Below are 25,437 nucleotides of genomic sequence, written 5' to 3'. Positions count from 1 at the left end.
TCCTTAGACGTAGATCGTTCCGCGGGCGATGACCGTGCCGTAGCCGCCCACCCGTACCCCGTTGACCCGGTCCGCCTGGCCGTGCGCGGTGGCGCACATCCGGGACGGGCGGCCCATCTCCACCCCCTGCGTGATCTTGATGCGCTGGCCGTAGGGGGCCAGCCCGTGCCGGGCCAGGTGGATGGCGAGGGGACCCGCCGCCGAGCCGGTCGCCGCGTCCTCCACCACCCCGTAGGCCGGGGAGAACATCCGGGTGCGCCACTCCTCCCCCGCCCCGGCGAAACAGTTCGCCGCCATGTCGGGGAAGCGGGACAGCGCCCGGTGGTCGGGCTCCAGCGCGGAGAGCGCCTCGACGCTCTCCAGGCCGACGAACACGTGCCGGGGGCCGTTGTGGTAGATCTCCACCGGGGCGATGGAACTCTCGACCCCGAGGGCCGCGAGCAGCTCCTCCGCGTGCTCGTACGGCTCCCAGCTCGGGTGCGGCTGGCGCATCTGGACGATGACCGAGCCGTCCCCGTTGTCCATGCCGACGTCGAAGGGGATCACGCCCATCCCGGTCTCCAGCCGCAGCCGTTCCTCCTTGCGGCCCACCCCCAGCGCCTTGCGGGACAGGCCCAGGGCGACGGCGGTGCCGAGCATCGGGTGCCCGGCGAAGGGCAGTTCGTTGACCGGGGTGAAGATCCGGACCCGGGCGTCGGCCTCGTCCGCGTCGGGCGGCAGGACGAAGGTGACCTCGGAGAGGTTCATCTCCCGCGCGATGGCCTGCATCCGGTCCGCGGTGAGGTCCTCGCTGCCGAAGAAGACGGCCACGGGGTTGCCTTCGAGCGGGTTGCGCGCGAAGGCATCCACGACCATGTAGTCATGCATGGGGAAGCGCTCCCTGACTGAGTGAGGTGGCGTCGGCGAACGCGGAGCCGAGCCCGTGGAGGGTGACGAGGGGGTGTGCGCCCTCCACCGCGGCCTCGACCTCGAACCGGGAACGGTGCGTGGGCGGACCGCCGATCAGTTCGGCGGCTCGGTTGGCGGGCAGGGCCCCGTCCGCGGGGCGCTCGGTCCACAGCATCACGGCCCCCCAGCGGTCGCCGGGCCGGTCCGCGATCCACAGCTTGAGGACCAGTCCGGGTACGTCGACCCAGGCGTCCACCGCCTCCTCGCGCAGGTGCTCGCGCAGCGACTCGATGCTCTGTCCCGTCCCGGCCAGCTCCCACCAGGCGATGTCCACCCTCATCGGGCCGCCACCTCCAGCTTCCCCATGGCCCGCAGCAGGGCCTGCCCGAGGATGCGGGGACCGTCGACGGTGAGCACCGACTCGGCGTGGAACTGCATGGACGCGAAGCGCGACCCCCGCAGGGCGTGCACCTCGCGGGTGCGCGCGTCGCGGCTGACCTCGACGACGCCGAGGTCCCCCGCGTCGATCTTGTCCTCGGGGCTGTGGGCGGCGTACGTGTTGTAGTAGCCGACCCGCTCGTCGGTCCCGAAGAGGTCGATCTCCCGTTGCACACCCTGGTTGGGGGTGGCGCGGCGGACCAGGTCGAGGCCGAGGCGCAGGCTGAGCACCTGGTGGCTCAGGCAGACCGCGATGAACGGCCGCTCCTGGTCCAGGAGTTGTCCGATGGCGCCGTTGAGGTGGGCGATCCGGGGGTCGGCCGCGTCGCGCGGGTCGCCCGGCCCGGGGCCGAGGACCACGAGGTCGTGGTCGCCGACGTCGTAGGCCTCGTCGAAGCGGCGCACGGACACGGCGAGGCCGAGGGAGGCGAGCTGCTGGCCGATCATCGCGGTGAAGGTGTCCTCCGCGTCGACGACCAGGGCGCTGAGCCCGGCGAGCCCGGGCTCCCACGCGCCGCGGTCCCCGCGTTCGGCGCAGCCGCGCAGCCAGAACGCGGCGATCCCGGTGTTGCGGGCCTCCAGTGCGGCCCGTACCTCGGGGTGGGCGCCGAAGCGCACCGCGGAGTCCGACTCCAGGGCGCTGAGCAGCCCGGCGGCCTTGGCGCGGGTCTCGGCGACCTCCGACTCGGGGTCGGAGTGGCGCACCAGGGTGGCGCCGACGCCGATCCGCATCCGGCCGGCCGCGCCGATGTCGGCGGTGCGGATCAGGATGGCGGAGTCCAGGGTGCGTCCGCCCGCCGGGTCGCGGCCGATGAGGGCGGCGATCCCGCCGTAGTAGCCGCGGCCCGCGGGTTCGTGGCGCCGGATGACCCGGGCCGCGCTCTCCAGGGGGCTGCCGGTGACGGTCGGCGCGAACATCGTCTCGTGCAGGATCTCGCGCACGTCGCGGTCGGTGGTGCCCTCGATGAAGTACTCGGTGTGCGCGAGGCGGGCCATCTCCTTGAGGTGGGGTCCGGTGACCCGGCCGCCGGACGCGCAGATCCGGGCCATCATCTTCAGTTCCTCGTCGACGACCATGTACAGCTCGTCGGCCTCCTTGCGGTCGGCGAGGAAGCGGGTGACCCCGTCGAGGGTGGGGCCGGTGGGCGGGTAGCGGTAGGTGCCGCTGATGGGGTTCATCACGGCGGTGCCGCCCGCGAGCGAGAGGTGCCGTTCGGGGGTGGCGCCGACGAAGGTGCGGCCGCCGGTGTGGATGGCGAAGGTCCAGTAGGCGCCCTGTTCGCGTTCCAGGAGCCGGCGGAAGAGGGCGGGCGCGGTCCGGTGCGGGACGTAGTCCTCGATGGCCGCGCCGTAGGAGCGCTTGATGACGAAGTTGGAGCCCGCGCCGGCGCCGATCTCGTCGGCGACGATCCGGCGGACGGTCGCCGCGTACTGGGCGTCGTCCACGTCGAAGGCGCCGCCGGTCAGCCGCACCGGCTGGTCCGCGATCCGGCCGGGCAGCGCGGCGAGGGGAAGGGTCTCGCGTTCGGTGACGGTCAGGGCGAGCAGCGGCGCCCCGTCGTCGGGGGCGGCGAACCCGCGCTCGGCGAGCTGGCGGTAGGGCACGAGGACGAGCACCTGGTCGCCGTCGAGCGGTACGTCGGCCAGCGCGTCCGGAGTGCTGACGGGGCCCGCCAGCACCTCGACGGTGCCGGGGGCCAGTTCGGGCCGGTGCAGCAGGGCGAAGTCCGCGACCTCACCGGCGAGTATCCGGGCGAGGAGGTCTCTCATGCGAAGACCTCCCCGGCGGGTATGACCCGGCCGCAGCGCCGGGCCACGTACTCCAGGGCCGAGGCGTGGTGGACGGCGGAGAAGTCGGCGACGGCGTCGGCGGCGAGGAAGGGCTGGATGTCGTTGCTGAAGGCGTCCATGGCGGTGGCGAGCACCCCGATGTGGGCGTAGACCCCGCACAGCACGAGCTGGTCGCGGCCCTCGGCCCGCATCCGCTCCAGCAGGCCGGAGCGGAAGAAGGCGCTGTAGCGCCACTTGGTGAAGACCCAGTCGCCCGCGTCGGGCGCCAGTTCGGCGACCACCTCGCGGTCGGTGTCCCCGGTGCGCATGCCCGGGCCCCAGAAGTCCTTGAGCAGGCCGCGCTGTTCCTCGGACATCCGGCCCGGCTGCGCCGTGTAGGCGACGGGGACGTCCAGGGCGGCGGCCCGCTTGCGCAGCTGGGAGGCGTTGTGCACGAGGTCGGCGCGCAGCGGGTCGGGCAGGGCGGCGAGGAAGTAGCGCTGCATGTCGTGGACGAGCAGCACGGCCCGGCCGGGGTCAGGGGTCCAGGTGACGGTGTTGGCGGGAAGCTCCGTGGCGGCGGGCAGCGGATAGGACTCGACGGGGGGCAGGCCGGGCATCGGGCATCTCCTTACGTGGGGATTCCTTCGCGCCGTACCTGCGGGACGTCGATCCCGAGGGCGCGGAACTGCTGGCAGGGGTTCATGAACTCGCGCTGCTGCTTGATCTTTCCGTCCTCGAAGAGGAAGGAGTGGATGAAGTGGTTGGTGTAGTGGCCCACCGGATATCCGGGATAAACGATCTTTCCCTCGCCCCGGCATTCGACCCAGAAGCGGTTCGGGTCCTGGGTGGAGAAGATCTCCACGTCGGTCCAGGCCCAGTCGGGGAAGCAGCGCAGGGACCACACGGCGTGCTCGCCGAGCCGGTCGCGGCCGGTGATGGTGATGGGCTCGCCGGTCTCGTTGGTCCACAGGCCGCCGACGCCGTCCTCGGTGAAGAGGAGGTGGCGCTGGAGGCGGTCCTGGCCGCGGGTGTTCATGTACCGCTCGACGAGGGAGCGGTTGTGCTCGCGGACCGTCTGCTCGGCTGCCGCCCGCTCGTTCGCCGTCTGCTCGTCGGCCGACTGCTCGAAAGACATGGTGTTCCTTTCCGGAGGGGAGGGAGACGTCAGACCAGCAGGCTGATCTCGCGCGGGTCGCGGCCGACCAGGGCCCGGCCGTAGAGCTGCTGCGGGATGCCCATGCCGAAGCCCGCGTGGCGGCTGCCGACGTTCACGTCCCGCCAGATCCGCTGGAGCGGGTTGGACTCGTTGAAGGCGGAGGAGCCGTAGGCCGTCATCAGGATGTCCACGGCCTCCCGGCACAACTGGGCGACCTGGGTGGAGTACTGGCGGGCGGCGGCCCGGGTCAGGACGTCCGGGAACCGTCCGGCGGAGGCGGCCTCGTCGGCCGTGTCGGCGATCTTCGCGGCCAGCAGCTTCGCCGTCTCGATCTTCGTGGCGGCCTCGGCGAGGTCCAGCTGGAGCGAGGGGGACTCCGCCTGGTTGGGGTACCGGGAGCCCGCGGCGGGCCGCTTGGGGGCCTGTTCGCGGACGAAGTCGAAGGCGGCGGTGGCCCCGCCGAGCAGGGAGCCCAGCAGGCCGATGGAGAAGAGCCCGACCAGGCTGTTGCGGTAGCGGTTGGCCGGGTCGACCAGCCCGTCCGTCTCGCCGTTGAGCAGCGGCAGGTAGGGCAGCAGGCGGCGTTCGGGTACGAAGACCCCCGCGGCCACGACCGTGTTGCTGCCGGTGCCGCGCATCCCGGCGAAGTGCCAGGTGTCCTTGATCTGGACCTCGTCGGCCCGCATCAGGGCGAAGTGGACCACCGGGTCGGCGCCCTCCACCGGTACCGCGATCAGCACCCCCACCCAGTCGGCGTGCAGGGATCCCGAGACGTAGGCCCACTCGCCGGTGACCAGCACCCCGCCGTCGGCGCGCTCGATCCCCCGGGCCGGCATCCCGAGCACCAGGGCGGTACGGGCGTCCGCGTTCAGGCTCCACACCTCGTCCTGCACCTGGCGCGGGAAGAGGGAGGCGACGAAGTTGCCCGCGTTCAGCACTCCGGTGATCCAGGCGGCCGAACCGCAGCCGCGGCCCACCTCGCTCGCGACCTCCAGCAGGGTGCGGATGTCGGCCTCGTAACCGCCCAGGCGGCGCGGGGTCATCAGCCGCATCAGGCCCGCGCCGGTGATCGCGTCGATGCTCCGACCGGTCAGCCGCCGCGCGCTGTCGCTCTGCGGCGCGTCCTCCCACAGGTCCGCGCGCAGTGCCGCGGCGCGGGCCACCAGCTCCTCGCGGCCCGGGGCCACGCCGTTCACGGCTTCACTCTGCACGGTCTTCTTCCCTTCAGCGGGGTCGGTCGGGGTCCGTCAGGTGCGGTGGGGCGGCGGAGTTCAGTTGCCCTGGGCGGCGCGGGCGAGGGTGTCCCACTGCTTCCACCCGGCGAGCCGCTCCTCGTACGCGGTGGTGATCGTGTCCAGTACGGTCGCCCCCAGCAGCACCCGCAGCGGCGGGTCCGGGTGGTCGACCAGCTCCAGCACCGGGCCCGCGGTGGCGGCCGGGTCGCCGGGGGCGGAGCCCGCCGACGGGGCCTTCGCGACGTCGGCGTAGGCCTCGGAGGGATCGGCCCACACGGCCGAACTCCCGCGCCAGTCCGTCGTGTACGGGCCCGGCTCGACCAGGGTGACGTGGATGCCGAAGCGCCCCACCTCCTGGGCGAGGGAGTCGGTCAGGCCCTCGATCGCCCACTTGGAGGCGTGGTAGAGACCGAGCATCGGCCAGGACGCCAGTCCGGCGATGCTGGACATCTGGAGGATGTGGCCGCTGCCCTGGGCCCGCAGGACCGGCAGGACGGCCTGGGTCACCCACAGCGTCCCGAAGAGGTTGGTGTCCAGCTGGGCGCGGGCCTGCTCCTCGGTGACGTCCTCGACGGCGCCGAAGAGCCCGTAGCCCGCGTTGTTCACGACGACGTCGATGCGTCCGAAGCGGGCGTGGGCGGCTCCGACGGCGGCGAAGGCCGCGTCCCGGTCCCGGATGTCGAGCTGGAGGGGCAGCACCGCGTCCCCGTACGCCTCGACGAGGGGGGCGAGGGAGGCGAGGTCGCGGGCGGTGGCGGCGACGCGGTCGCCCCGTTCGAGGGCCGCCTCGGCCCAGACCCGGCCGAAGCCCCGGGACGTGCCGGTGATGAACCAGACCTTGCCAGTCACTGCGGCAGTCACTGCGGCTCCTTAACCCGTCGGGGAGGCTTGGGGGTCCATTCATCCCGACGTACGGCGGACGTGTCCACGAAGGGAATTCGGACACCCCGTCCAAGTGCGGAATTTCCTCGGACGGACACAGCGCGGGTCGCCCGTGGACATCAATAGCCGTATCGGACAAGGGAGTTGGCGGGAGATACTGACGGGAATTCCGCATCCCGAGGACTGTCCCGCGGCGAGGCGCCGCAGCCGCCGCCGCGCGCCCACCGGGGATTTCGGGACAGCCCTCGAGGATCGAGATCGAATTCACCGCAAGGAGATTCGCGTGAGCGCCACGGAACAGACGTACGACTACGCCGCCGCCGACTTCAACGCCGTCTACACGGGCGGCGAGCTGCTCGAAGGGGCCGCCATCAAGGTCGTCCCGTGGGACATCGGCGAGGCCCAGCCCGACGTGGTCGCGCTGGAGGGCCTCGGCCGGTTCTCCGGTGCGGTCCTGGACGTCGGCTGCGGCCCGGGCGACAACGCCGTCTTCCTGGCGGGCCGCGGCTACGAGGTGACCGCCGTCGACGCGGCCTCCGCCGCCATCGAGCAGGCCCGCGCGCGGGCCGGGGACCTCGACATCGAGTTCGCCGTCGCCGACGCGACCTCCCTGGCCGGCTACGAGGGCCGCTTCGACGCCGTGCTCGACAGCGCCCTCTTCCACACCCTCCCGGCCGCCGCCCGCCCCCTGTACGCGGCGGCCCTGCACCGGGTCACCCGGCCCGGGGCGCGGCTGAGCGTGCTGTGCTTCGCCGACGTGCCGGGCGGGATGCCCGCGCCGCTGTCGGTGTCGGAGGAGGAGCTGCGCTCCACGCTGACCGCGGCGGGCTGGACGATCACCTCGCTGGAGCTGTCCGAGTACGCGGGGGTCGCGGCCGGCATGGAGAAGTTCTTCGAGCGCACCGGCAGGCGCCCCGAGCTGGACGCCAAGGGCCGCACCCGGTTGCCGGTGTGGAAGCTGTTCGCCGACCGCGCCGACGGCGGCGAGGCGGGGGCCGGGGCCGGAGCGGCGGCATGAGCGCGGTCCACCCGGGCGCCCCCGCCCCGGTGCGGCGCGCCTTTCCGGTGCTGCGCGCCCGCCGGGTGGGGGCCACCGCCGCCTTCTACGAGCGGCTGGGCTTCCAGGCCGGGCACCGCCACCCCGCGAAGGGCGAGCCGGACTTCGTCGCGCTGCGCCGGGACGAGACGGAGCTGGCGGTGAGCCGGGACGACAGGGCGGCCGACCGGCCGGCCGGCGGGGTCGACCTGTTCGTGTTCGTGGACGCCGTGGACGCCGTGGTGGACGCCCTGCGGGCGGCGGGCGCCCCGGTGGTCCAGGAGCCGGAGAACACGCCCTGGGGCGAGCGGGTCGCCTACGTCCGCGACCCGGCGGGCAACCGGGTGGGGCTGGGCTCCCCCGCCGCGTAGGGCGCGCGGACACGACTGCGTCCCGGGACCGGATCGCCGGTCCCGGGACGCAGTCGTGTCCGCCGGGTACTACGCGGCGGGCTCGATGTTCAAGTTGGTGCGGAACAGGTTGCCAGGGTCGTAGACGCCCTTGAGCTTGGCCAGCCGGGCCCGGGTCGCGGGGTCGTACAGCTCCCCCGCGTAGGCGTCGGCGGTGCGCTCCCCGTAGACGAAGTTCAGCGAACGCCCCAGGGTCCAGGGCTTCACCGCCTCGTCCAGGGCGGCGTGCGCGGCGCGGATCTCGTCCAGGGGGGCCTCGTCCGAGCCCGACAGGACGCGCAGGATGTAGGCGGCCTCGCGGAACGGCACCGAGTTGGGGACCTCGGGCTGCCGCGCCAGGGCGCCGCCGAGGTGGCGCAGGTCGACGATGCAGTCCACCGGCGACCCGGGGCCCGCCAGGGTGCGTACGGCGTCCAGCACCTCCGGGGTCAGCTCGCGCAGCAGGACGCTGTTGCCGTCGTAGGCGTGCGAGAAGGTGGGCTCGGCGTAGATGGAGCCGACCTCGGGGTAGGCCAGTTCACCCAGGTGCTCGTGGATGATCTCGGCGCCGAACTCCCGCCAGGGCCGCACCAGTTCGGGTCCCCCCGCGAGGTCGGTGGTGGCGAAGCGGATGTGCACGACGTGGCGGCCGCGCAGCGGCTCCGGGAACACCCGGATCGGCGGGTACTCGATCATGCCGAGGGAGGCGGTGACGCTCTCGGGGGCGGTCGCGGTCCAGCTGCGGAAGTGCGCGAGGACCTGCTCGGCCTGCGCGGCGTCGAAGTACATCCCGCCGCCGTAGACGGTGGCGACCGGCAGCAGCGAGATCTCCAGGGCGGTGACGATGCCGAAGTTGTCGCGGCCGCCGCGCAGCGCCCAGAAGAGGTCGGGGTCGCTGTCGGCGGTGACCCGGCGGGCCTGACCGTCGGCGGTGACCACCTCGACGGCCTCGACCAGGTCGGCGGCGTAACCGAACTCCCGGGCCAGCAGGCCCAGTCCGCCCGCCAGGGTGTAGCCGACCACGCCGACGTGCCCGGCGGAGCCGCTGAGCGGGGCCAGCCCGTGCGGGGCGGTCAGCTCGACGACCTGCTCCCAGCGGGCGCCCGCCCCGATCCGGGCGGTACGGGCCTGTGGGTCGACGGTGATGCCGGTCAGCCGCCGGGTACTGATCACCAGGCCGCCCCGGTCGAGGACGGTGACGCCGTGGCCGGTGGCCTGGACGGCGACCGCGAGGCCGCGCTCGGCGGCGAAGGCGACCGCGGCGCGGACGTCCTCGGCGTTCGCGGCGCCCAGGACGGCGGCGGGGCTGTGCCGGTATCCGGTCTGGAATCCGGTGAGTTCCTCCTCGTAACCCTCCTGTCCGGGGGTGAAGACCGGTCCGGTCACCGAATCCGCGAGGGGGGTGAAATCAATGGGGGTGGTGTCATGGGACATCAGGAGCATTCCTTTCGATGGCACGCAATGCGGTCGTTCAGCCGACCTGTTGCAGATCGGGATCCGGGAAATTCGCGGGCTCCGGAGCGGACTTCGGTCCGGATTCCGGAGCGGAATCCGGACCGGGCTTCTGGCCGGGCTTCTGGCCGGGCTCCGCCATATCGGCGCTCCTCCCGGACGGCATCAGCAGACACGCGAGCGCGCCCACGAGCAGAACGGCGACCGGCAGCATCAGGGTCGTCCCCGCGGCCTCGGCCAACCCGGCGTGGAACGCGTGGCGTTCGGCGGCCGTGGCGTTCTCGGCGAGGGTCTCGGTGGCGAGCCGGGAGGACAGCTGCGCCTGCATCAGCACGCCGACGGCGGCGGCGCCGATGACGCAGCCGACCTGGCGGATCGAGTTGTACATCCCGGCGCCCGCGCCGATGTCGGCGACGGGCAGTGAGCCGGTGGCCACATTGGCCATGGGCGCGAAGGCGGCCCCGGTGCCGGTCCCGGCGAAGAACAGGGCGCCCGCGAGCTGCCAGACCCCGCCGTCCGGGCGCATCGCGAGGACGATCATGCCGAGGCCCGCCGCGAAGATCAGGAAGCCCGCGAGGACCACCCACTTGCCGGGCACCCGGTCGGAGAGGGTCCCGGCCAGCGGTCCGGCCAGGCCGCTGGAGACGGCGACGGGGACCATGAGCAGGCCGGCCTGCTGCGGGGAGAGTTCCATGACGGCCTGCATGTAGAGGGTGAGGGGGAGGTAGAGCCCGGTCACGGCGAAGCCGATGGCGGCCGCGGCGAACGCCGCGCTGGAGAAGTGGCGGCGCCGGAAGAGCTCCAGCGGCATCAGCGGCTCGCGCGGGTTGAAGCGCTGCCACAGGACGAACGCCACGAGCAGCACCACGCCCGAGCCGATGACCACGGGCACGGTGACGGGTCCCGCGACGGTGCCCCAGTCGTAGTGCTGGCCGTTCTGCAGGCCGAACACCACGGCGAACAGGCCGAGTCCGGAGAGCAGGGTGCCCAGGAGGTCGAAGCGACGGTGGTTGCGGGGCTGGCCCCCGGGCACCAGCTTGACGGTCATGACGAGTCCCGCGATACCGATCGGCACGTTGACCAGGAAGATCCACTGCCAGCCCGCCGAGCCGACCAGGAACCCGCCGAGCAGCGGCCCGACGGTGGTGGCCAGACCCGCGACGGCCCCCCAGACGCCGAGGGCCGCGCCGCGCCGGTTGGCGGGGAAGAGGGTGGTCACGAAGGCCATGGTCTGCGGGGCCATCAGCGCGGCCCCGACGCCCTGGACGGCGCGGGCGGTCATCAGCATGCCCGCGCTGCCGGAGAGCCCGCACCACAAGGAGGCGGCGGTGAAGGCGGCCATGCCGGCGAGGAAGACGGGCTTGCGGCCGAAGCGGTCGCCGAGGCGTCCGGCGACCAGCAGCGGGACGGCGTAGGTGAGCAGGTAGACGCTGTGCACCCAGGTGATCTGGTTGAGGTCGGCGTTCAGGCCGCTCATGATGCCGGGGATCGCGACGGTCACGATCGTCGTGTCCATCATGATCAGGAAGAAGCCGACACAGAGCGCCGCCAGCGCGGCCCACGGATTCTTCGCGGCAGTGGCGGTCGCGGGGGTGGCCGCGGGGGTCGTCATCGGGTCAACTCATCTTCTCTCAGCGGTGGTCCGGCCCGGTTCGGTGCGCGCCGGCACTCGCTCCGGCGCCCCGGTGTTCCAGTTCGGTGGCTATCTCGTCCCAGTGGGCGGCGCAGGCGCGGGCCATGGCGGCGATCTTCGGGGCCTGGTGGTCGGGGGCGCGCAGCACCACTCCGCTCTCGCCCTCGCGGATCATCCGGGCCTCCAGCCAGCGGATCATCGCGCGGCCCTCGTCGCTGTACTTGAGGGTGGGGTCGCGCTTGAGGGAGTCCAGGACGAGGGGGAGGTCGACGGCGGCCCGGTCGGCGGCCCGGCCCGGGCGGGGGGCGGCGCCCTCGGCGTCCGGCGCGGGGACGCGTACGCCCGTACGGAGGCCCGTGCCGCTGCCGGGCAGGGGGCCCTCGCCGCGGCCGAGCCGGTCGCGCACGTCGCGCGCGGTCTCCACCGATATCCCGGCGGAGCGGGCGATCTCGCGCAGCGAGGCCTCGGGGCGGACCGCGAGGTAGTCCATGGCCCGCAGCCTGCCCTCGGTGGCGTTGAGCGGGCGGGCCCGGCCGTCGCAGCCCACCCGGGCGGCGGGCAGTTCGCCGGGGGCGCCGGTCTCGCCCTGCTCGGCGGCCGTGCGGCGCAGGACGCCGACGGTCTTGCCGGACAGGCCGACCTTCGCGGCGACCGCGCGGTCCGACCAGTCGGGCCAGGCGCGCAGGATGCGGCGGGCGGACTCGCGGCGGTCGGAGAGGGTCAGCGGCAGCCCGTGCCGGTTGTTCGTCTCGACCGCCAGCAGGAAGGCCTCGCGCTCCGTGCCGTCGAACCAGCGCACGGCGATGGACTCCCGGCCGCGCAGCCGGGCCGCGTGCAGCCGGTGCATCCCGTCGACCACGCGCAGGGTGGCGCGGTGGACGACGATCGGCGGGAGCTCGGTCTCCAGGGCCGCCAGCAGGCGGACGTGGTCCTGGTCCACCCCGGCGAGCCGGGGGGATTCCGCGTCGAGCAGCGCGTGCACGGGGACGCAGCCGGTCTGCAGCACCGCGGCGGGCGCGGGGAGGGTGACCGGGCGCAGGGCGGTGAGGGCGGCGGGCAGGGCGGTGAGGGTGGGCAGCGTGATCGCGCGGAAGGGGGCTGCCGCCGTGTCGACGGTCATTCTTCGACTCCTAGTCCTTGGTTCGCGGAGCGCGGTCAGCCGCTGAACGCATGGGCGGGTGCGGGTACATGGGCGTGGGCTTGAGCGAGGGCATGGGTGTGGGCGGGGCCGTGGCCGGGGAGGGAGGGCCGGGTGGCCGCCGGGCGCGGGCCGCCGAGCAGCCGGTGGGCGGCGGCGGCCGCGACGAGGGTCATGTGGCGGTGCCAGCCGGGGAAGGAGCGGCCCTCGAAGTCGAGCAGCCCGCAGTCCTCCAGCACCTCCATCGAGGTGGCCAGGGACAGCGAGGTGGCGGCCGAGAGGGAGAACCGGGCGGCGGCCAGCGATCGGCCGTCGGGGTCGGCGATCCAGTGCCCGGTGGGCCGCTCCGGGACGGCCGGGCCCCATTCGGTGAGCAGCGCCAGCGGGCGGGCCACACCGGGGACCCGGATGAGGGCGGGCGCCCGGCGCAGCCTGCCGCCCGCGAGGGGGGAGGCGGCGGGGCCGAGGCGGGCGGCGAGCCGGGCGACGGTGGTGGTGTGCGGGGCGCGGTCGCCGGGCGGGCCGCAGAGTACGGGCGTGGCCGGCGGTACCGAGACGGCGAAGCCGAGGCCCCGCGCGGCCAGTCCGGCGACGAGCCGGACCGCGTCGGCGGGGGCCTCGGTGGCGGCCTCGGCGACGACGGGGACGCCCGCGGCGGCGGCGTACGCGGTGGCGGCCTCGGCGGCCTGGTCGAGGCCGAGCCCGGGGAGGGCGGCGGCCGCGGAGCGGGCGGCTGCCGGTATCCGGGCCCGCTCGCACAGCTCGTCGTCCTCGCTCCAGCGGCCCGGCAGGACCAGCCGCCAGTCGACCGGGACGCTGCCCAGGTCGGTGACGAGGAACAGCCCGAGCGCGAGCTGGCAGCTGAGGGTGCGGCCGCCCGCGGGGTCGAAGCGGCGGTGCACTCCGGCGGAGCACTGGCCGCGCTTGGGGATGACCACGGGCACCATCCGCAGCGCGCGCACCCCGGCCCGCTCCCCGCACCAGGCGGCCAGTTCCCGGCGGACCGGGTTCCAGTCCCAGGTACTGGCGTTGACGACCTGGTGCAGCGACTGCGAGGCGGCCCCGAGGGCGGCGGTGGAGCGGGCCATGTTCCGCACGGACTTCTTCCCGGGCGTGCCCAGCAGCCCGGACAGGTAGGCACCGGCCCAACGGCGCTGATCGGTGCGGGGCAAGCAGTGGAAGAGACGCCGGGCGAGTAGGTCGGCGGTCGGCATGGCGGGCAGCTCCCTCCGGCGAGGCGGGTCGGGTCGGTTGGCCAGCGAAATAAAGAATAGCGAGTGTTCTCTATGTTTTGCGACCCCGCTGCACCCCCGAAACGACTTTGTCACTTCCGCGAGGGCCTCCCGGCCCACCCGCAGAGAGAGCCCCCCGTCCGGATTCAAGATCCGGGCGAGGGGCTCTCGTACGGTCGGCCCGCAGGCGGGGCGCGGTCAGGCGGCCAGCTCCGCGAGGACCGAGTCGCGGCCCGTCAGGTCGGCGCGGGTGCCGCTGAACAGGCTCTCTATCGGGAGCCAGCGCAGCGTGACCGGGCCCGCCGGGGCCCCGTCGTAGCCGATCGCCGCCGCCGCCGTGTGGCGGGGGCCCGCCGGGACGTCGACGACCGACCAGCCCTTGGGGTGCCGTTCGGACTCCCACCCCAGGTAGTCCAGGGACAGGTCCCGGCCGAGGCCGGTGCCCAGCCCCTTGAGGTAGGCCTCCTTGCGGGTCCACAGACGGCCGAAGGCCGAGGTGCCCGCGCACTCGGGGACCTCCGCCAGCTCGGCGCGCTCGTCCGCGTGCAGCGCGGCCGTGCACACCCGGGCCGTCTCGGCCGTCGGCACCTTCTCGACGTCGACCCCGATCGGTACGGTCGCCACCCCGATCAGCACGATCCCGCTGCTGTGCGACAGCGAGAAGTGCAGCTCGGACTGGGGTCGCAGGAGGATCGGCCGGCCGTGCTGCTGGTCGCAGCACGGGCAGGGACCGCGGCCGAACTCCAGCGACCCGGCCGGTTCCCCCACGTACGTGGCGAGTACCCGGCGCAGCGCGATGTGCGCCGCCGCGTACAGGTAGCCGCCCGACTGCCGGCGGCAGGCGCGGGCCCGCTGGAGTTCGTTCTCGTCCAGTTCCGTCATCTCCAGCACGCCGGTGATGTCATCCGGCTTCGGCTGCCTGAGCAGCCAGACATCAGCGCCGGCCGGCGGCGCCAGCTTCGCGGTCATCCGCCGGCCCCGAGCAGCGCGACGACCATCGCGGCCAGCGCGTGCGTGTCCTTGGCCATGAGCAGCTCGGTCAGTTCCGGCGCGACCCCCAGGGAGGACCGCAGCCGGTACTGGAGTTCCAGTCCCAGCATGGAGCCGACGCCGACGCTGACCAGCGTCCGCTCGGTGTCCAGCGCGGCGGGGGTGACGCCCACGGAACGGGCGACCTCCCGGCGCACGTAGTCGAAGACCATGTCCATGCGCTCGGCTCCGGTCACCGATGCGAGCGTGGCCGCCGAGGGTGCGGTCACGTCCGCGGAGACCGGGCCGTCGGTGACCGGGACCATCGGGTCCCGGCCGGCCGGGGCATCCCAGTCCGGTTCGGTATTGAGCCAGTCGAGAACCGCTTGGTTCGTAGTCACAGCTCCTCCTTCTTCCTTCTCTTCGGGTCGTGCGCCGGGTGGCGCACGGACATCAGGGAGCGCACCCGCGCGGGGTGCAGCGGGAGGGCGCCGACATCGCCGGGCAGCCCCAGAGCGTCGCGTACGGCGCCCGCGACGGCGGCGCCGCTGCCCGCGGTGCCGCCCTCGCCCGCGCCGCGCAGGCCGAGGGGGTTGCCGGGCGCCGGGGCGTCCTCGTAGATCTCCACCTGGATTTCGGGGAGCGAGGCGGCGCGCGGCCACACGTAGTCGTCGAGGGTCAGGGAGAGCGGCCTGCCGCGCGCGTCGTAGCGGAACTCCTCCGACAGCGCGCCGCCGATGCCCTGCACGGCGCCGCCGATGAGCTGGCCGCGGACCGCCTCGGGGTGCACGGCGCGCCCGATCTCGTAGGTCATGGCGTAGCGCAGCAGCCGCACCTCGCCGGTCCCCGGGTCGACTTCCGCCTGCGCGAAGTGGGCGCCGTAGGGGTACGTCATCCCGTCCGCGGCGTACGTCGCCCGGCCGATCAGGCCGACCTCCTCGCCGGTCCTGATCCAGCGCGGGGTGAAGGAGGCCGCCGCGAGCGCCGCCCAGCCCACCTCGCCAGGACCGGAGTGCGAGCCGAGGCCGCCCGCGACCAGGCGCACGGACTCCGGCGGGACGTCCAGCAGCCCGGCCGCCACCCGGGCGGCCTTCTCGCGGACCGCGACCGCCGCCCGGCGCACCGCCTCGCCGCCCACGACCGTGGAGCGGCTGCCGAAGGTGCCGCCGCCGTCCGGCAGGACGTCGGTGTCGGAGAGCACCACGCGCACCGACTCCACCGGGACGGCGAGTTCGTCGGCGGCGATCTGCGCCATCACCGTCTCGATGCCCTGGCCGACGTTGGCGCCGCCCATGGAGACCCGGACCGCGCCGGTCACCCCGATGTCGACGACGGCGCTGTCGTAGCCGAGCCCGGCCTTCTCCAGGATCACCGCGCAGCCGGTGCCGACCAGCCGTCCCGCCGCCCGGGCGGCCCGGGTCTCGGCCCGCCAGCGCTCGTAACCGACGTCCCGCAGCGCCTTGTCGAAGTGCTCCAGGTGGTCCTTGCCGTCGAGGACCATGGGCGAGCCGAAGACCTGCATCGGCCGCTGGTGCGGGAGTTCGGCGCTGGTCAGCAGGTTGATCCGGCGCAGCTCCACCGGGTCCAGGCCGAGCCGGGTGGCCGCCAGGTCCAGGGCGTGTTCGCGCACGAAGTTGTGCTGGAAGCGGCCGGGAGCCCGGTAGGTGCCGATGGGCGTCTTGTTGGTGGTGACGATGTGCACGCGCGAGCGGCACGCGGGCACCCGGTAGGCGCCCGAGATCATCGACGCGGTCAGCGCGGCCACGACCGCCCCGTGGGTGCGGATGTACGCGCCGTTGTCCAGCCAGGCCTCGTCCCGCAGCCCCAGCAGCCGCCCGCCCTCGTCCAAGGCCAGCTCGATGCGGTGCTCCTGCTCGCGCGCGTGGTTGGCCGCGCTCATGTGCTCGGCGCGGTCCTCGCTCCACTTCACCGGGCGGCCGGTGCGCAGGCACAGGAAGGGGACCAGGAAGTCCTCGGGGTAGAACTCGCCGCGGATGCCGAAGCTGCCGCCCGCGTCCGTCTCCCGCATGTGGATGCGGTGTTCGGGGACGGCGAGGAGCCCGGCCAGCACCCGCCGGTTGATGTGCGGGATCTTCGCGGCGCCCCAGATGGTGATCCGGCCGCCGGGTCCGTCGCGGTCGTCGAGTTCGGCGATCAGGCCGCGCGGTTCCAGCGGGGTGCCGCTGTGCCTGCCGGTGCGCAGGTCGGCGCTGACGACGTGGGCGGCGGCGGCGAAGGCGGCGTCCACGTCGCCGTAGCCGAAGTCGACGGTGCCGACCTGGGGCGGGGGCGCCCCGGGCAGGGACTCCGACGGGGGTCCGGCCGCGGCCGTACGGGCGTCCAGCGCCGGGGTCAGCTCCGCCAGGTCGAGGCGGACCAGCTCGGCGGCGTCCTCCGCGAGGTAGGGGTCCTCGGCGAGGACGACAGCCACCGGCTCGCCCGCGTACCGGACGTGCCCGGTGGCGAGCGGCGGCTGGAGGTAGGGAGTGAAGTCCAGTCCGGGGTGCGGCTGACGGACCGGGATCCGCAGGCCGGGCGGCAGGTCCCCGGCGGTGAGGACGGCGGCCACCCCGGGCAGCGCGGCGGCCCGCGCGGTGTCCACGCCGAGGATCCGGGCGTGGGCGAGGGGGGAGCGTACGACGCGCATCCACAGCTGGCCCGGGCGCACCACCTCGTCGTGGAAGCGGCCCCGGCCGCGCAGCAGCCGGTCGTCCTCCAGCCGGGGCACGGACCGCCCCACCGCGCCCGTCACGCCGGTCGCCTCCGTCACGCCCGCGCTCATGACGCCTCCCCGCGCGCGGCGGCGACGGAAGCGGCCGCCGAGGCCGCGCAGACCGCGTCCACGATGGGCTGGTAGCCGGTGCAGCGGCACAGGTTCGCCGAGACGCAGCCGCGCACGGCGGCCCGACCGGGCTCCGGGTCACGGCGCAGCATTGCGGTGGCGAGCATCAGGAACCCGGGGGTGCAGAAGCCGCACTGGAGGGCGAAGTTGTCGCGGAACGCCCTTTGCAGCGGCCCGAGTTCGCCGTCGAGCGGCGCCAGGGACTCGACGGTCTCCACGGAGCCCCCGTCGGCCTGTACCGCGAGCAGCGCGCAGGCCCGTACCGGCTCGTCGTCCAGCAGCACGGTGCAGGAGCCGCACACCCCGGTCTCGCAGCCCACCTGGGTGCCGGTGAGCCGCAGCTCGCGGCGCAGTACGTCGGCCAGACTGCGCCGCGCCTCGACCTCGAGGGCGTGCGGCTCACCGTTCACGGTCAGCTTCACCGGTATCGCGACGGGCGCGGCCGTGAAGGCGTCGGCGGTCATACCGGCACCAGCTCCGGGGCGGGCCGGCGCACCGGGGCCAGTACGGCCGCCCGCGCGGCGGACTCGGCCAGCGCCCGGCGGACCAGGACGGCGGCCAGCGTGCCCAGGTCACCGGCCGCGCCGGTGATCCGGACGGCCTTGGCGGCGGCCACGGCGAAGGCCTCCGGGCCGGGACGGGTCCCGATCAGCAGGGCTTCGGCGGCCGGGATCCGCACCGGGCGTTCCAGCGGGCCCGCGAGGGCGAGCCGGGCGGCGGCGACGCGTCCGTCGGCGTCCAGGACCAGGGCCGCGGCGGCGGCCACCTCGGGGGTACGGCCGGGTGAGGAGGCGTACTCGACCAGCGCGGCGGCCGGTTCGGCGGCCGGGAAGCGCAGCTCGACCAGGATCTCCCCGGGCCGCAGGGCCGTCCGGTGGCGCCCCCGCAGGAACGCGTCGGCGCCCACCACCCGGGTGCCGTCCGGCCCCAGCAGGGTCAGCTCGGCCCCCAGCAGCACCGCGAGCAGGCACCACTCGGCGCCCGGGTCGGCGTGCGCGAGGCTCCCGCCGACCGTGCCGCGCACCCGCACCGGCAGCTGCCCGATCAGCGCGGCCGCCTCGGGCAGCACCGGCAGGCGCCCGTGCAGCACCGGGTCGGTGCTGCGCTCGACGCTCGCGTGCGGGGTCAGCGCGCCGATCCGGATGCCGCAGGGGCCGCTCTGGATGCCGTTGAGGGAGGGCACCCGGCCGAGGTCGACGATCAGGTCGGGGCGTACGAGCCGCTGGTTGAGCAGCGGCACCAGGGACTGGCCGCCCGCGAGCACCCGGGTCTCGCGCCCGGCCTCGTGGGCCGCGGCCAGCGCCCAGACGGCCTCGGCCGCGCTGGCGGGACGGACGTAGTCGAACGGGGCGGGCTTCACGGCCGGTCCCGCGGGGGCACGCTCAGCTCGGTGTGCCCGTACTTGCGCATCAGGTCGGCCAGGTCGAAGTGCGCCGACCGCTCGATGATCTTGTCCCCGCGGAACCGGTCGATGCCCAGGGCCCCGAAGGTCGCCTTGCGACCGCTGGGCGGCAGCCCGCGGAAGGCGCCGAGCTGGGTGGCGGTGCACTCCACCCGGGAGATGACGGTGTCGCCCTCCGTCCACTGCTCGACGACGGTGTCCACCATGTCGGGGAAGCTGGTCCGGAAGGCCCGCACCCAGGTGCGGACGCCCTCGGGGCCGTGCAGGCCGAACTGCGGCCAGGTGAAGTCCTCGTGGAAGAGGTCGTCGGCGAGGTCCAGCTCGCCGTGCGTGATGATCCGTTCGAAGAGCTGCGCGGCCTTCGCCTTGCGCTCCTCCGCAGTCAGGGCCGTCCCCGGCATGTCACACCTTCCCCAGGATCTTCGACGGGTTCTTCTTGTCTTCCGCGGCCGGCTGTTCCGGCCGGGGCAGGGCCCGGCTCGCGGCGGCGGCGATCAGTACCAGGACCAGTCCGATCCCGGCGACCCAGCGCAGTGCGATGGCGTACGCGCTGGGTCCCTCCCCGGAGCCGAGCACCGTGAAGAAGACCGAGCCGAGCAGGGCCACCCCGGCCGCGCTCGCGAACTGCTGGGCGGTGGTGAGCACTCCGGCGGCGGCTCCGGCCTGGCCGGGACCGACTCCGGTGAGCACGGCTCCGGTCAGGGCGGGCACGGCCAGTCCGTTGCCGAGGCCGATCAGGATCATCGGGAGCAGCAGCCGCAGGGCGCTGATCCGGTCGGCGGCCCAGGTGAGTTCGCCGAGCAGGACGACCAGTCCGGCGGCGGCGATCAGGGTGCCGCTGAGGACCGTACGGGCGGCCCGCACGGGCGGGATCCGGCGCGCGGCCATGGAGGCTCCGGCGAAGGCGAGACCGAGCGGGGCGAAGGAGAACCCGGCGGCCAGCGGGCTCAGCCCGAGCCCGGACTGGAGGACCAGGGTCAGCGCGAACATGAAGCTGAAGAACGCCCCGAAGACCGCCCCGCTGACCACCAGACCGCGGTGGAAGGAGCGGATCCGGAAGAGCGAGAGGTCCAGCAGCGGTCGCCCGCCCCGGCGGGCCAGGCTCCGCTCCCACCCGAGGGTCGCGGCGAGCACGGGCACGGCGGCGGCCAGCGACAGCCACGTCCACAGCGGCCAGCCCTTGGCGCCGCCGAGCATCATCGGTACGAGCGCCAGCGCGAGCCCGGCCGGGATCCCGATCGCCCCGATGGGGTCGAGCCCGCCGCCCTTGGCGGCTCCGGCGGCCCGCCGGGGGATCAGCTTGCGCGCCAGCAGGAAGGTCAGCAGCCCCGCGGGCACGTTGACCAGGAAGATCGCCCGCCAGCCGAGGCCGGAGGAGCCCGCCTGGAGCAGCATCCCGCCGAGCACCTGCCCGGCGACCGCGCCGACCCCGACGGTGAACCCGAACCAGGCCAGTGCGCGCGGCCGTTCGGCCGGGCTGAACACCCCGGTGATCAGGGCGAGCACCTGCGGCACCATGGCCGCACCGGTCACGCCCTGGAGCAGCCGGGCGGTGACGAGCTGGCCGGGGCTCTGGGCGATGCCGCAGAGCAGGGAGGCCACGGTGAAGGCGAGGGCCCCGCCGAGGAACATGCCCCGGGAGCCGAGGATGTCGCCGAGGCGGCCGCCGGTGATCAGGCCGCTGGCGTAGGTGAAGGCGTATCCGGCGACGATGAGTTCGAGGGCGACCGGTCCGGCGCCCAGCTGCCGCTCCAGCGTGGGGGCGGCCACATTGACGACGTACAGGTCGAACTGGGCCATGAACAGGGCGGCCAGGACGACGGGCAGCATCAGCCAGCGCCGCGCGTACGGGGTTTCGACAGCGGTCTGCGCGCTCACTTGGTCCCCCCGGCGGCCGCGGCGACGAGGGAGGCGGCGCTCTGCGCGCGCTCACCCTCGAGGCGCCAGTCGATGGTTTCGTACGCCCGGGTCGCGAGCTCGATCGCCTCGTCGGCGGGGCGTACGACGGGCAGGCCGAACAGGTCGGCGATCTTCTCCAGCCGCTCGGGCCGGGGCCCCTCGACCACGTGGTAGGTCACGTCCAGGTCCTCCAGGGCTCGCAGCAGCATGTCGTCGCAGAAGGCGCGGAACTCGGGGTGCATCCGGCGGTGCCCGCCCCGCTTGACCGCCCCGGGCGTGGCCCGCAGGTGCACGAAACCGTCGTAGGTCTCCTTCACGTGCTGGCGCATGGCGTGCCCGAGCTGGTCGACGGCCTCGGCGAAGAAGCCCATGGCCGCGGTGGCGGGAGCGGTCGCGGCGGGGGCCGCGGGGTCCATCCCGAAGCGGACCCGGGCCGCCGCGTAGATCCACTCCTGGAGCGAGGACCCGTCCGAGACGAATCCGGCGCCGCCCACCCCGAGGCGGGCCTCGTTCTGCACCCGCCCGACGTGCCTGCGCACGGCGAGCTGGAGGTACTCGGCGGGGGTCACCTCGGCGAGCGCCTTCCCGGGCACGGCGTCGGGCAGTATCTCCCGGATGGCCCGGGCGGGAGCGAAGGCGAGACCGGTGTAGGAGGCGAGGGCGGTGGCCGTGGAGGTCTTCCCCGCGGAATAGGTACCGGACACGGACAACCGCATCGGTGTCTCCTTAGTGATGTTCGTTTCGATGACCCGCCGGGCGGGGCCGGACTGCAGCGGGCAGTTCCGGCCCCGCCGGCGAGGGGGGCGGGGGGCCGCGGGGGCGGAGGCCCCGATGCCCCGGACCGGGCCGGTCAGCCCGCCGAGGCCGCCGCCTGCGGCGGGAGCTCGTGCGCGAACGAGGCCCGCACTCCGACTCCGCCGAGGCTCGCCTCGATGTCCACGCTGCGCCACACCCCGCCGCGCAGCGGCAGGACCCGCTTCGCGATCAGCCGTGCGGCGGCGGCCTGCGCCTCGTCCCCCCGGGTCGGCAACGGCAGGGCCGTGTCCGCCGCCGTCAGGACGGTCTGCATCATCCACAGCGTGTTGCTGCTGGCCCGGTCCACCCGGTCCAGCTCGTACATGAGCACCTGGACCAGCTGGAGGTTGACGACGAAGGCGTCGACGAGCGAGACCGACGGCTCGGTGGCCGCGTCGACGCCCAGCGCGCCGGGCCCCTCGGGCCCCTCGGCCGGACCGGGGACGAAGTGCACCCCGGCCGTGGCCGCCAGCTCCTCCATGTCGACCACCACGTCACGGATGACGTGGCGCCGCCGCTTGAAGCCGTCGCCGTAGAAACGCCGCGCACCTTCGCCGAGGCCCTCGTCCAGGCTGCCGAAGTAGCCCTCGGCCTGCGCCCGTACGCCCTCGTCGTGCTCGATCTCGCAGCGCACCCGCAGCTCGCCGACCGCGCCGTCGTGGACGGACAGCCGCCGCCCCGGAACCCCGGGGACGTCGTCGGTGCGGATCAGCCGGGAGGAGGCGGGGATCCGCAGCAGGTCCTCCTGCGGAGCGCCGCCGGCCCGCAGGACGACCTTGCGCAGCCGCATGCTGCTGCGGGCGTCGCCGCTCAGCCCGTAGGCGTGGACCAGGTGCAGTTCGGCGAGCTGTACGCCGAGGACGAGCGCGTCCACCGTGCTGAGGTGGGGGCGCAGGTCCGTACCGTTCTTCTTGCGGGACCAGTCGGCGGGGTAGCTGACGTCGACGGTGGCCCGGATGCCCGGCCGCTCGACGGTGACCGGGGTGGCGACCACGTCACGGACCAGGTACTCGGCCCGCTGGTAGCCTCGCGAGAAGAAGCGCCCCTCGCCCGGTCCGAGATAGTCGTCTACCGACTTCAGGAACAGCTTCTGTGGGGTTTCGGCCTGCTTGACGGCGGACACGTCTCACGCACCCGCCGGGGCACCGGCCGAGGCCGCACGCTCGAGAGCCGCCTCGTAGGCACCGACCAGCTCGCGCAGGGTCCGTATCTCCGTGATGGACAGGTCCGCGGCGAACGGGTCGACGCCCAGCTCGGTCTCCAGCTGGATCAGCAGCTGGGCGAGCATCAGCGAGTTCACCCCGGACTTGAGCAGCTCGTCGTCCAGCGATACCTCGTCCTCCTCCGAGCTGAGGACCACGGACTGGATCTCGCGCTCGATGATCTGCTGGATGTTCTGCTCGTTCAGCATGTGATTCCTCCGTCGATGACCAATGACTGACCGGTGATGAAACGTGCGTGTGAAGAGGCGAGGAAGAGGACCGAATCGGCGATCTCCTCCGCGCTGCCGAGCCGGCCCAGCGGAGTCCGGTGCTGGATCTTGTCCCGGTTCCGCTCGGTGACGTCCGAGGTCAGCTCGCTGTCGAAGAACCCGGGGGTGACGGTGTTGACCCTGATGCCCACGGGCCCCAGTTCCCGGGCGAGTGCCCGGCCGAACCCCTCCAGGCCCGCCTTGGCCGCCGCGTAGACGGCGACCCCGCGGTAGCCGCGGATGGCGTTGATGGACGAGATGTTGACGATGGATCCGCCGCCGCGCATCATCAGCCGCGCGCACGCCTGGGTGAGGTGTACGGGCGCCGTCAGGTTCGCGGCCAGCAGGTCCTCGATCCGCTGGGGAGCGACGGTCAGGAACAGCTCCTGGTGCAGCACCCCCGCGTTGTTGACCAGGAGGTCGACCCGGCCGAAGCGGTCCCGGACCGCCTTGGTGAACTGCCGGATCTCCCCGGCCTCGTGGAGGTCCACCGACTGCCAGAGGAAGGCCTCGGGGTGGGCCCCGGCCGTCTCCTCGGTGAACTCGTTGGGCTTGCGGCTGAAGGTCGCGACCCGCCAGCCCGCGGCCAGCAGCCGCTCGGCGAGCACCCGGCCCAGTCCCCGGCTGCCGCCGCTGACCACCGCGACCCGCCCGTCGCCGGGCTCGTCGGCCGGCTTCGCGCTCGTCGGCTCGGACGTGCTCACACGGCGCTCCGGATCTTCTTGAACCGGTCGGAGTGCGTCTCCGCCGTGGTCACCTCGACCACCACCGGCACCTTGAAGGCCTCCAGGCGCTGCGCGCAGTACTCACGGATGGCCCGGGCGGTGGCCCGCTCGTCGTCGACCGGCGCGATGAGCCGGACGACGGCCTTGACCACGTGGCCGGTGACGTGGCTGGGGCGGCCGGAGACGACGGCGTCGGCGACGTAGTCCAGCTCCAGCAGGACGTTCTCGACCTCGCTGGGGTAGACCTTCTCCCCCGCGACGTTGATGAGTTCGGACTTGCGGCCCAGGATCCGGACGTAGTCCCCGTCCGTCTCCACCGCGTCCTGGGTGTTGAAGAACCCCTCGTCGTCGAAGGGCGCCGGGGCGTTGAGGTAGCCGAGCATCGCCATGTCGGAGCGGATCCACAGGATCCCGTCCTCGATGCGGTACGAGAACCCCTCGCCGCCCAGCTTGACCCACAGGCTGCCGTCGTCGCGGGACTTGGTGGGCATGATGCCCAGCTCGGACAGGCCGTAGGTCTGCTTGAGCCGGGTCCGCGGCAGGGCCTTGCCCAGCCGGGTCAGGGTGCCCTCCGGCATGGGCTCGGTGCCGTAGCTGACCAGCTGGAGCGAGGACAGGTCGTGCCGCTCGTACGCCCGGGAGATCAGCAGCATGTTGAGGAAGGTCGGGGTGGTGGGCAGGATCTGGATGGCGTTGGACTCGATGGCCGCGCAGACCTTGTCCGGGGTCCGCTCGTCGATGGTGACGAGCGCACCGCCCTGACTCAGAGTGTGGAGCAGGGTATTGATGCCGCCGATGTGGTCCAGGTTGAGGAACCCGAGGGTGCGCCGGGGGCGGGTCGGGGGCCCGTACTTGGCCAGGACCTTCGAGAAGTCGAGGACGCTGGCCTTGCTGCGCCCGGTGGTACCGGAGCTGAAGAGGACCAGTCCGGGGACCCCGTCCGTGCGGAGCTGGTCGTACAGCTCGTGCTCGGAGGAGCGCCCGGTGATCTCGATGCTGCGGCGCCACTGCTGGGAGTCGATCGTGATGACCGTCTCCACCTCGGCGACCTCGTGGAACTCGGCGCGCTTGGCGGGCGGCAGCGGGGTCATCGGGACGATGATCGCGCCGCGTTCGATCAGGGCGAGCAGGCCCGCGCAGGCCTCGACGCTGCTGACGCCTTCGAGGGCGACGACCTGGCCGGCGTGGACGCCGCCCCGGTCGAGGAATCTCTCCCACTCACCGGTCAGTCTGGCCAGCTGGGCGTAGCTGTAACTCACACCGTTGAAGACGATGGCATCGGCCTCACCGAAGTTCCGCATCCGGTCGAAGAACCATGACGTCATACGCTTTCCACCTCTTTCACCTCGTCGTGAGCGGCCGTCTCCCGGTCGCTGTGCCACTGCGGCAGGTCGAGCGCCGGGGGAACCGGCGCGGCGGGCAGCAGGGACCACCCGTGGATACGTGCGTGGGTGCGCAGCACCTTGTCGCCGCCGACGACCACCGCTGCCCCGGTGGCTCTGAGCATCGGCAGGTCGGACATGTGGTCTCCGTACGCGATGCACTCGGCCGGTGTGGTGCGGTGGCGGGCGGCGACGGCCCTGACCACCTCGGCCTTGGCGTCGGCGAGCATCGGGGGCCGGGTGAGCCGGCCCGTGTAACGGCCCCAGGCGATGTCGGGTTCGGTGCACCAGACCTCGTCGGCGCCGAGGTGCTCGGCTATGGGGTCGAGGACGGCGGGGAAGGAGCCGGAGACGAACACGATCCGGGTGCCGTCGTCCTGGTGGCGGCGCAGGGCGGCGACGCCCTGGTCGTGGAAGAAGGCGCCGGAGCGCAGTTCGTCGCGGAACCAGTCCTCGGCGTGGAAGGAGACCTCGGTGGCGTAGGCGCCTTCGAGGTTGGCGAAGTAGGCGCGGTTGGTGACCGTACGGGGGCAGCCGACCTGGTTCATCGCCTTGAGTTCACGGCGGCGGCTGTCGTACTCGTGGGGCGGGTTGCCCAGCGCGGCGAGGTAGTGGCGCAGGAAGCGGAACATGCTCGGGGCGGTGGTGAGAGTGCCGTCCACGTCGAAGAATGCGGTGCGGTAGCCGTTCACTGCGTCTC

General features: G+C 73.6%; 26 protein-coding genes. 2 read left to right on the top strand and 24 right to left on the bottom strand.

Features of this window, described 5'->3' with window-relative positions; genetic code table 11:
* Positions 1-3: 3 nt before the first annotated feature.
* The 7 genes from QMF80_RS19120 to QMF80_RS19090 are packed head-to-tail and all read right to left on the bottom strand — an operon-like array spanning position 4 to position 6,351.
* Complete coding sequence (locus QMF80_RS19120; RefSeq protein WP_283454873.1) at positions 4-867, bottom strand: PhzF family phenazine biosynthesis protein; 864 nt, start codon at positions 865-867, stop codon at positions 4-6.
* Complete coding sequence (locus QMF80_RS19115; protein ID WP_283454871.1) at positions 860-1,228, bottom strand: hypothetical protein; 369 nt, start codon at positions 1,226-1,228, stop codon at positions 860-862. The genes QMF80_RS19120 and QMF80_RS19115 overlap by 8 nt, the downstream gene beginning before the upstream one ends.
* Entirely contained in the window at positions 1,225-3,096 is a 1,872-nt protein-coding gene (locus QMF80_RS19110; RefSeq protein WP_283454869.1) for an anthranilate synthase family protein, read from the bottom strand. Before QMF80_RS19110 ends, QMF80_RS19115 begins: the two co-directional genes overlap by 4 nt.
* The gene (locus QMF80_RS19105; RefSeq protein WP_283454867.1) at positions 3,093-3,716 is read right to left on the bottom strand and encodes an isochorismatase family protein; all 624 of its coding nucleotides are present in this window, start codon (positions 3,714-3,716) and stop codon (positions 3,093-3,095) included. Before QMF80_RS19105 ends, QMF80_RS19110 begins: the two co-directional genes overlap by 4 nt.
* An 11-nt stretch (positions 3,717-3,727) precedes the next feature.
* Positions 3,728-4,234: a PhzA/PhzB family protein gene (locus QMF80_RS19100; protein WP_283454865.1), complete on the bottom strand. Its 507-nt coding sequence runs from the start codon at positions 4,232-4,234 to the stop codon at positions 3,728-3,730.
* Between the two features lie 29 nt (positions 4,235-4,263).
* Complete coding sequence (locus QMF80_RS19095; RefSeq protein WP_283454863.1) at positions 4,264-5,466, bottom strand: acyl-CoA dehydrogenase family protein; 1,203 nt, start codon at positions 5,464-5,466, stop codon at positions 4,264-4,266.
* Positions 5,467-5,526: 60 nt separating this feature from the next.
* Complete coding sequence (locus QMF80_RS19090; RefSeq protein WP_283454862.1) at positions 5,527-6,351, bottom strand: SDR family NAD(P)-dependent oxidoreductase; 825 nt, start codon at positions 6,349-6,351, stop codon at positions 5,527-5,529.
* A gap of 304 nt (positions 6,352-6,655) precedes the next feature.
* Here QMF80_RS19090 and QMF80_RS19085 point away from each other — a divergent pair, with 304 nt between their 5' ends.
* A complete protein-coding gene (locus QMF80_RS19085; RefSeq protein ID WP_283454861.1) occupies positions 6,656-7,390 on the top strand; it encodes a class I SAM-dependent methyltransferase in 735 nt (244 codons plus the stop codon).
* Entirely contained in the window at positions 7,387-7,779 is a 393-nt protein-coding gene (locus QMF80_RS19080) for a VOC family protein (protein ID WP_283454859.1), read from the top strand. The genes QMF80_RS19085 and QMF80_RS19080 overlap by 4 nt, the downstream gene beginning before the upstream one ends.
* 69 nt (positions 7,780-7,848) lie before the next feature.
* Here the strand turns inward: QMF80_RS19080 and QMF80_RS19075 are convergent, their stop codons facing one another.
* The 17 genes from QMF80_RS19075 to QMF80_RS18995 form a co-directional block, all read right to left on the bottom strand.
* Positions 7,849-9,231 (bottom strand): FAD-binding oxidoreductase, encoded by a 1,383-nt coding sequence (locus QMF80_RS19075; RefSeq protein ID WP_283454858.1) that lies wholly within the window; start codon positions 9,229-9,231, stop codon positions 7,849-7,851.
* Positions 9,232-9,268: 37 nt separating this feature from the next.
* Positions 9,269-10,861 carry an MFS transporter gene (locus tag QMF80_RS19070; RefSeq protein ID WP_283454856.1) on the bottom strand — a complete coding sequence of 531 codons (1,593 nt, stop codon included), beginning with the start codon at positions 10,859-10,861 and terminating at the stop codon, positions 9,269-9,271.
* Positions 10,862-10,880: 19 nt separating this feature from the next.
* Positions 10,881-12,002 carry a ParB/RepB/Spo0J family partition protein gene (locus tag QMF80_RS19065; RefSeq protein ID WP_283454855.1) on the bottom strand — a complete coding sequence of 374 codons (1,122 nt, stop codon included), beginning with the start codon at positions 12,000-12,002 and terminating at the stop codon, positions 10,881-10,883.
* A gap of 35 nt (positions 12,003-12,037) precedes the next feature.
* Positions 12,038-13,234, bottom strand: coding sequence for an IS701 family transposase (locus QMF80_RS19060; protein WP_283454854.1), 1,197 nt, complete (start codon positions 13,232-13,234; stop codon positions 12,038-12,040).
* A gap of 216 nt (positions 13,235-13,450) precedes the next feature.
* Positions 13,451-14,221, bottom strand: a complete 771-nt coding sequence (locus tag QMF80_RS19055; protein WP_283454853.1) for a 4'-phosphopantetheinyl transferase family protein — start codon at positions 14,219-14,221, stop codon at positions 13,451-13,453.
* Positions 14,218-14,622: an acyl carrier protein gene (locus QMF80_RS19050; RefSeq protein ID WP_283454852.1), complete on the bottom strand. Its 405-nt coding sequence runs from the start codon at positions 14,620-14,622 to the stop codon at positions 14,218-14,220. The genes QMF80_RS19055 and QMF80_RS19050 overlap by 4 nt, the downstream gene beginning before the upstream one ends.
* Positions 14,619-17,003, bottom strand: a complete 2,385-nt coding sequence (locus QMF80_RS19045) for a xanthine dehydrogenase family protein molybdopterin-binding subunit (protein WP_283454851.1) — start codon at positions 17,001-17,003, stop codon at positions 14,619-14,621. Before QMF80_RS19045 ends, QMF80_RS19050 begins: the two co-directional genes overlap by 4 nt.
* The gene (locus tag QMF80_RS19040) at positions 17,000-17,527 is read right to left on the bottom strand and encodes a (2Fe-2S)-binding protein (RefSeq protein ID WP_283454849.1); all 528 of its coding nucleotides are present in this window, start codon (positions 17,525-17,527) and stop codon (positions 17,000-17,002) included. Before QMF80_RS19040 ends, QMF80_RS19045 begins: the two co-directional genes overlap by 4 nt.
* On the bottom strand, positions 17,524-18,423 hold the full coding sequence (locus tag QMF80_RS19035; RefSeq protein WP_283454847.1) for an FAD binding domain-containing protein: 900 nt from the start codon (positions 18,421-18,423) through the stop codon (positions 17,524-17,526). The genes QMF80_RS19040 and QMF80_RS19035 overlap by 4 nt, the downstream gene beginning before the upstream one ends.
* Positions 18,420-18,866 (bottom strand): ester cyclase, encoded by a 447-nt coding sequence (locus QMF80_RS19030; RefSeq protein ID WP_283454845.1) that lies wholly within the window; start codon positions 18,864-18,866, stop codon positions 18,420-18,422. The genes QMF80_RS19035 and QMF80_RS19030 overlap by 4 nt, the downstream gene beginning before the upstream one ends.
* A 1-nt stretch (position 18,867) precedes the next feature.
* A complete protein-coding gene (locus QMF80_RS19025; RefSeq protein WP_283454843.1) occupies positions 18,868-20,343 on the bottom strand; it encodes an MFS transporter in 1,476 nt (491 codons plus the stop codon).
* Positions 20,340-21,080, bottom strand: a complete 741-nt coding sequence (locus tag QMF80_RS19020; protein WP_283454842.1) for an AAA family ATPase — start codon at positions 21,078-21,080, stop codon at positions 20,340-20,342. The genes QMF80_RS19025 and QMF80_RS19020 overlap by 4 nt, the downstream gene beginning before the upstream one ends.
* Positions 21,081-21,214: 134 nt before the next feature.
* On the bottom strand, positions 21,215-22,282 hold the full coding sequence (locus tag QMF80_RS19015; RefSeq protein ID WP_283454840.1) for an AvrD family protein: 1,068 nt from the start codon (positions 22,280-22,282) through the stop codon (positions 21,215-21,217).
* Between the two features lie 3 nt (positions 22,283-22,285).
* The gene (locus tag QMF80_RS19010; protein ID WP_283454838.1) at positions 22,286-22,570 is read right to left on the bottom strand and encodes an acyl carrier protein; all 285 of its coding nucleotides are present in this window, start codon (positions 22,568-22,570) and stop codon (positions 22,286-22,288) included.
* Positions 22,564-23,334 (bottom strand): SDR family NAD(P)-dependent oxidoreductase, encoded by a 771-nt coding sequence (locus QMF80_RS19005; protein WP_283454836.1) that lies wholly within the window; start codon positions 23,332-23,334, stop codon positions 22,564-22,566. Before QMF80_RS19005 ends, QMF80_RS19010 begins: the two co-directional genes overlap by 7 nt.
* Positions 23,331-24,680: a class I adenylate-forming enzyme family protein gene (locus tag QMF80_RS19000; RefSeq protein ID WP_283454834.1), complete on the bottom strand. Its 1,350-nt coding sequence runs from the start codon at positions 24,678-24,680 to the stop codon at positions 23,331-23,333. Before QMF80_RS19000 ends, QMF80_RS19005 begins: the two co-directional genes overlap by 4 nt.
* Positions 24,677-25,429, bottom strand: a complete 753-nt coding sequence (locus QMF80_RS18995; RefSeq protein WP_283454833.1) for an HAD family hydrolase — start codon at positions 25,427-25,429, stop codon at positions 24,677-24,679. Before QMF80_RS18995 ends, QMF80_RS19000 begins: the two co-directional genes overlap by 4 nt.
* Between the last annotated feature and the right edge of the window lie 8 nt (positions 25,430-25,437).

Origin of the sequence: Streptomyces sp. G-G2 (assembly GCF_030063135.1) — a bacterium.
Taxonomy (GTDB): Bacteria; Actinomycetota; Actinomycetes; order Streptomycetales; family Streptomycetaceae; genus Streptomyces.
The sequence above is the reverse complement of the archived record's forward strand: the minus strand, read 5'-3'. Positions and strand labels throughout refer to the sequence as shown.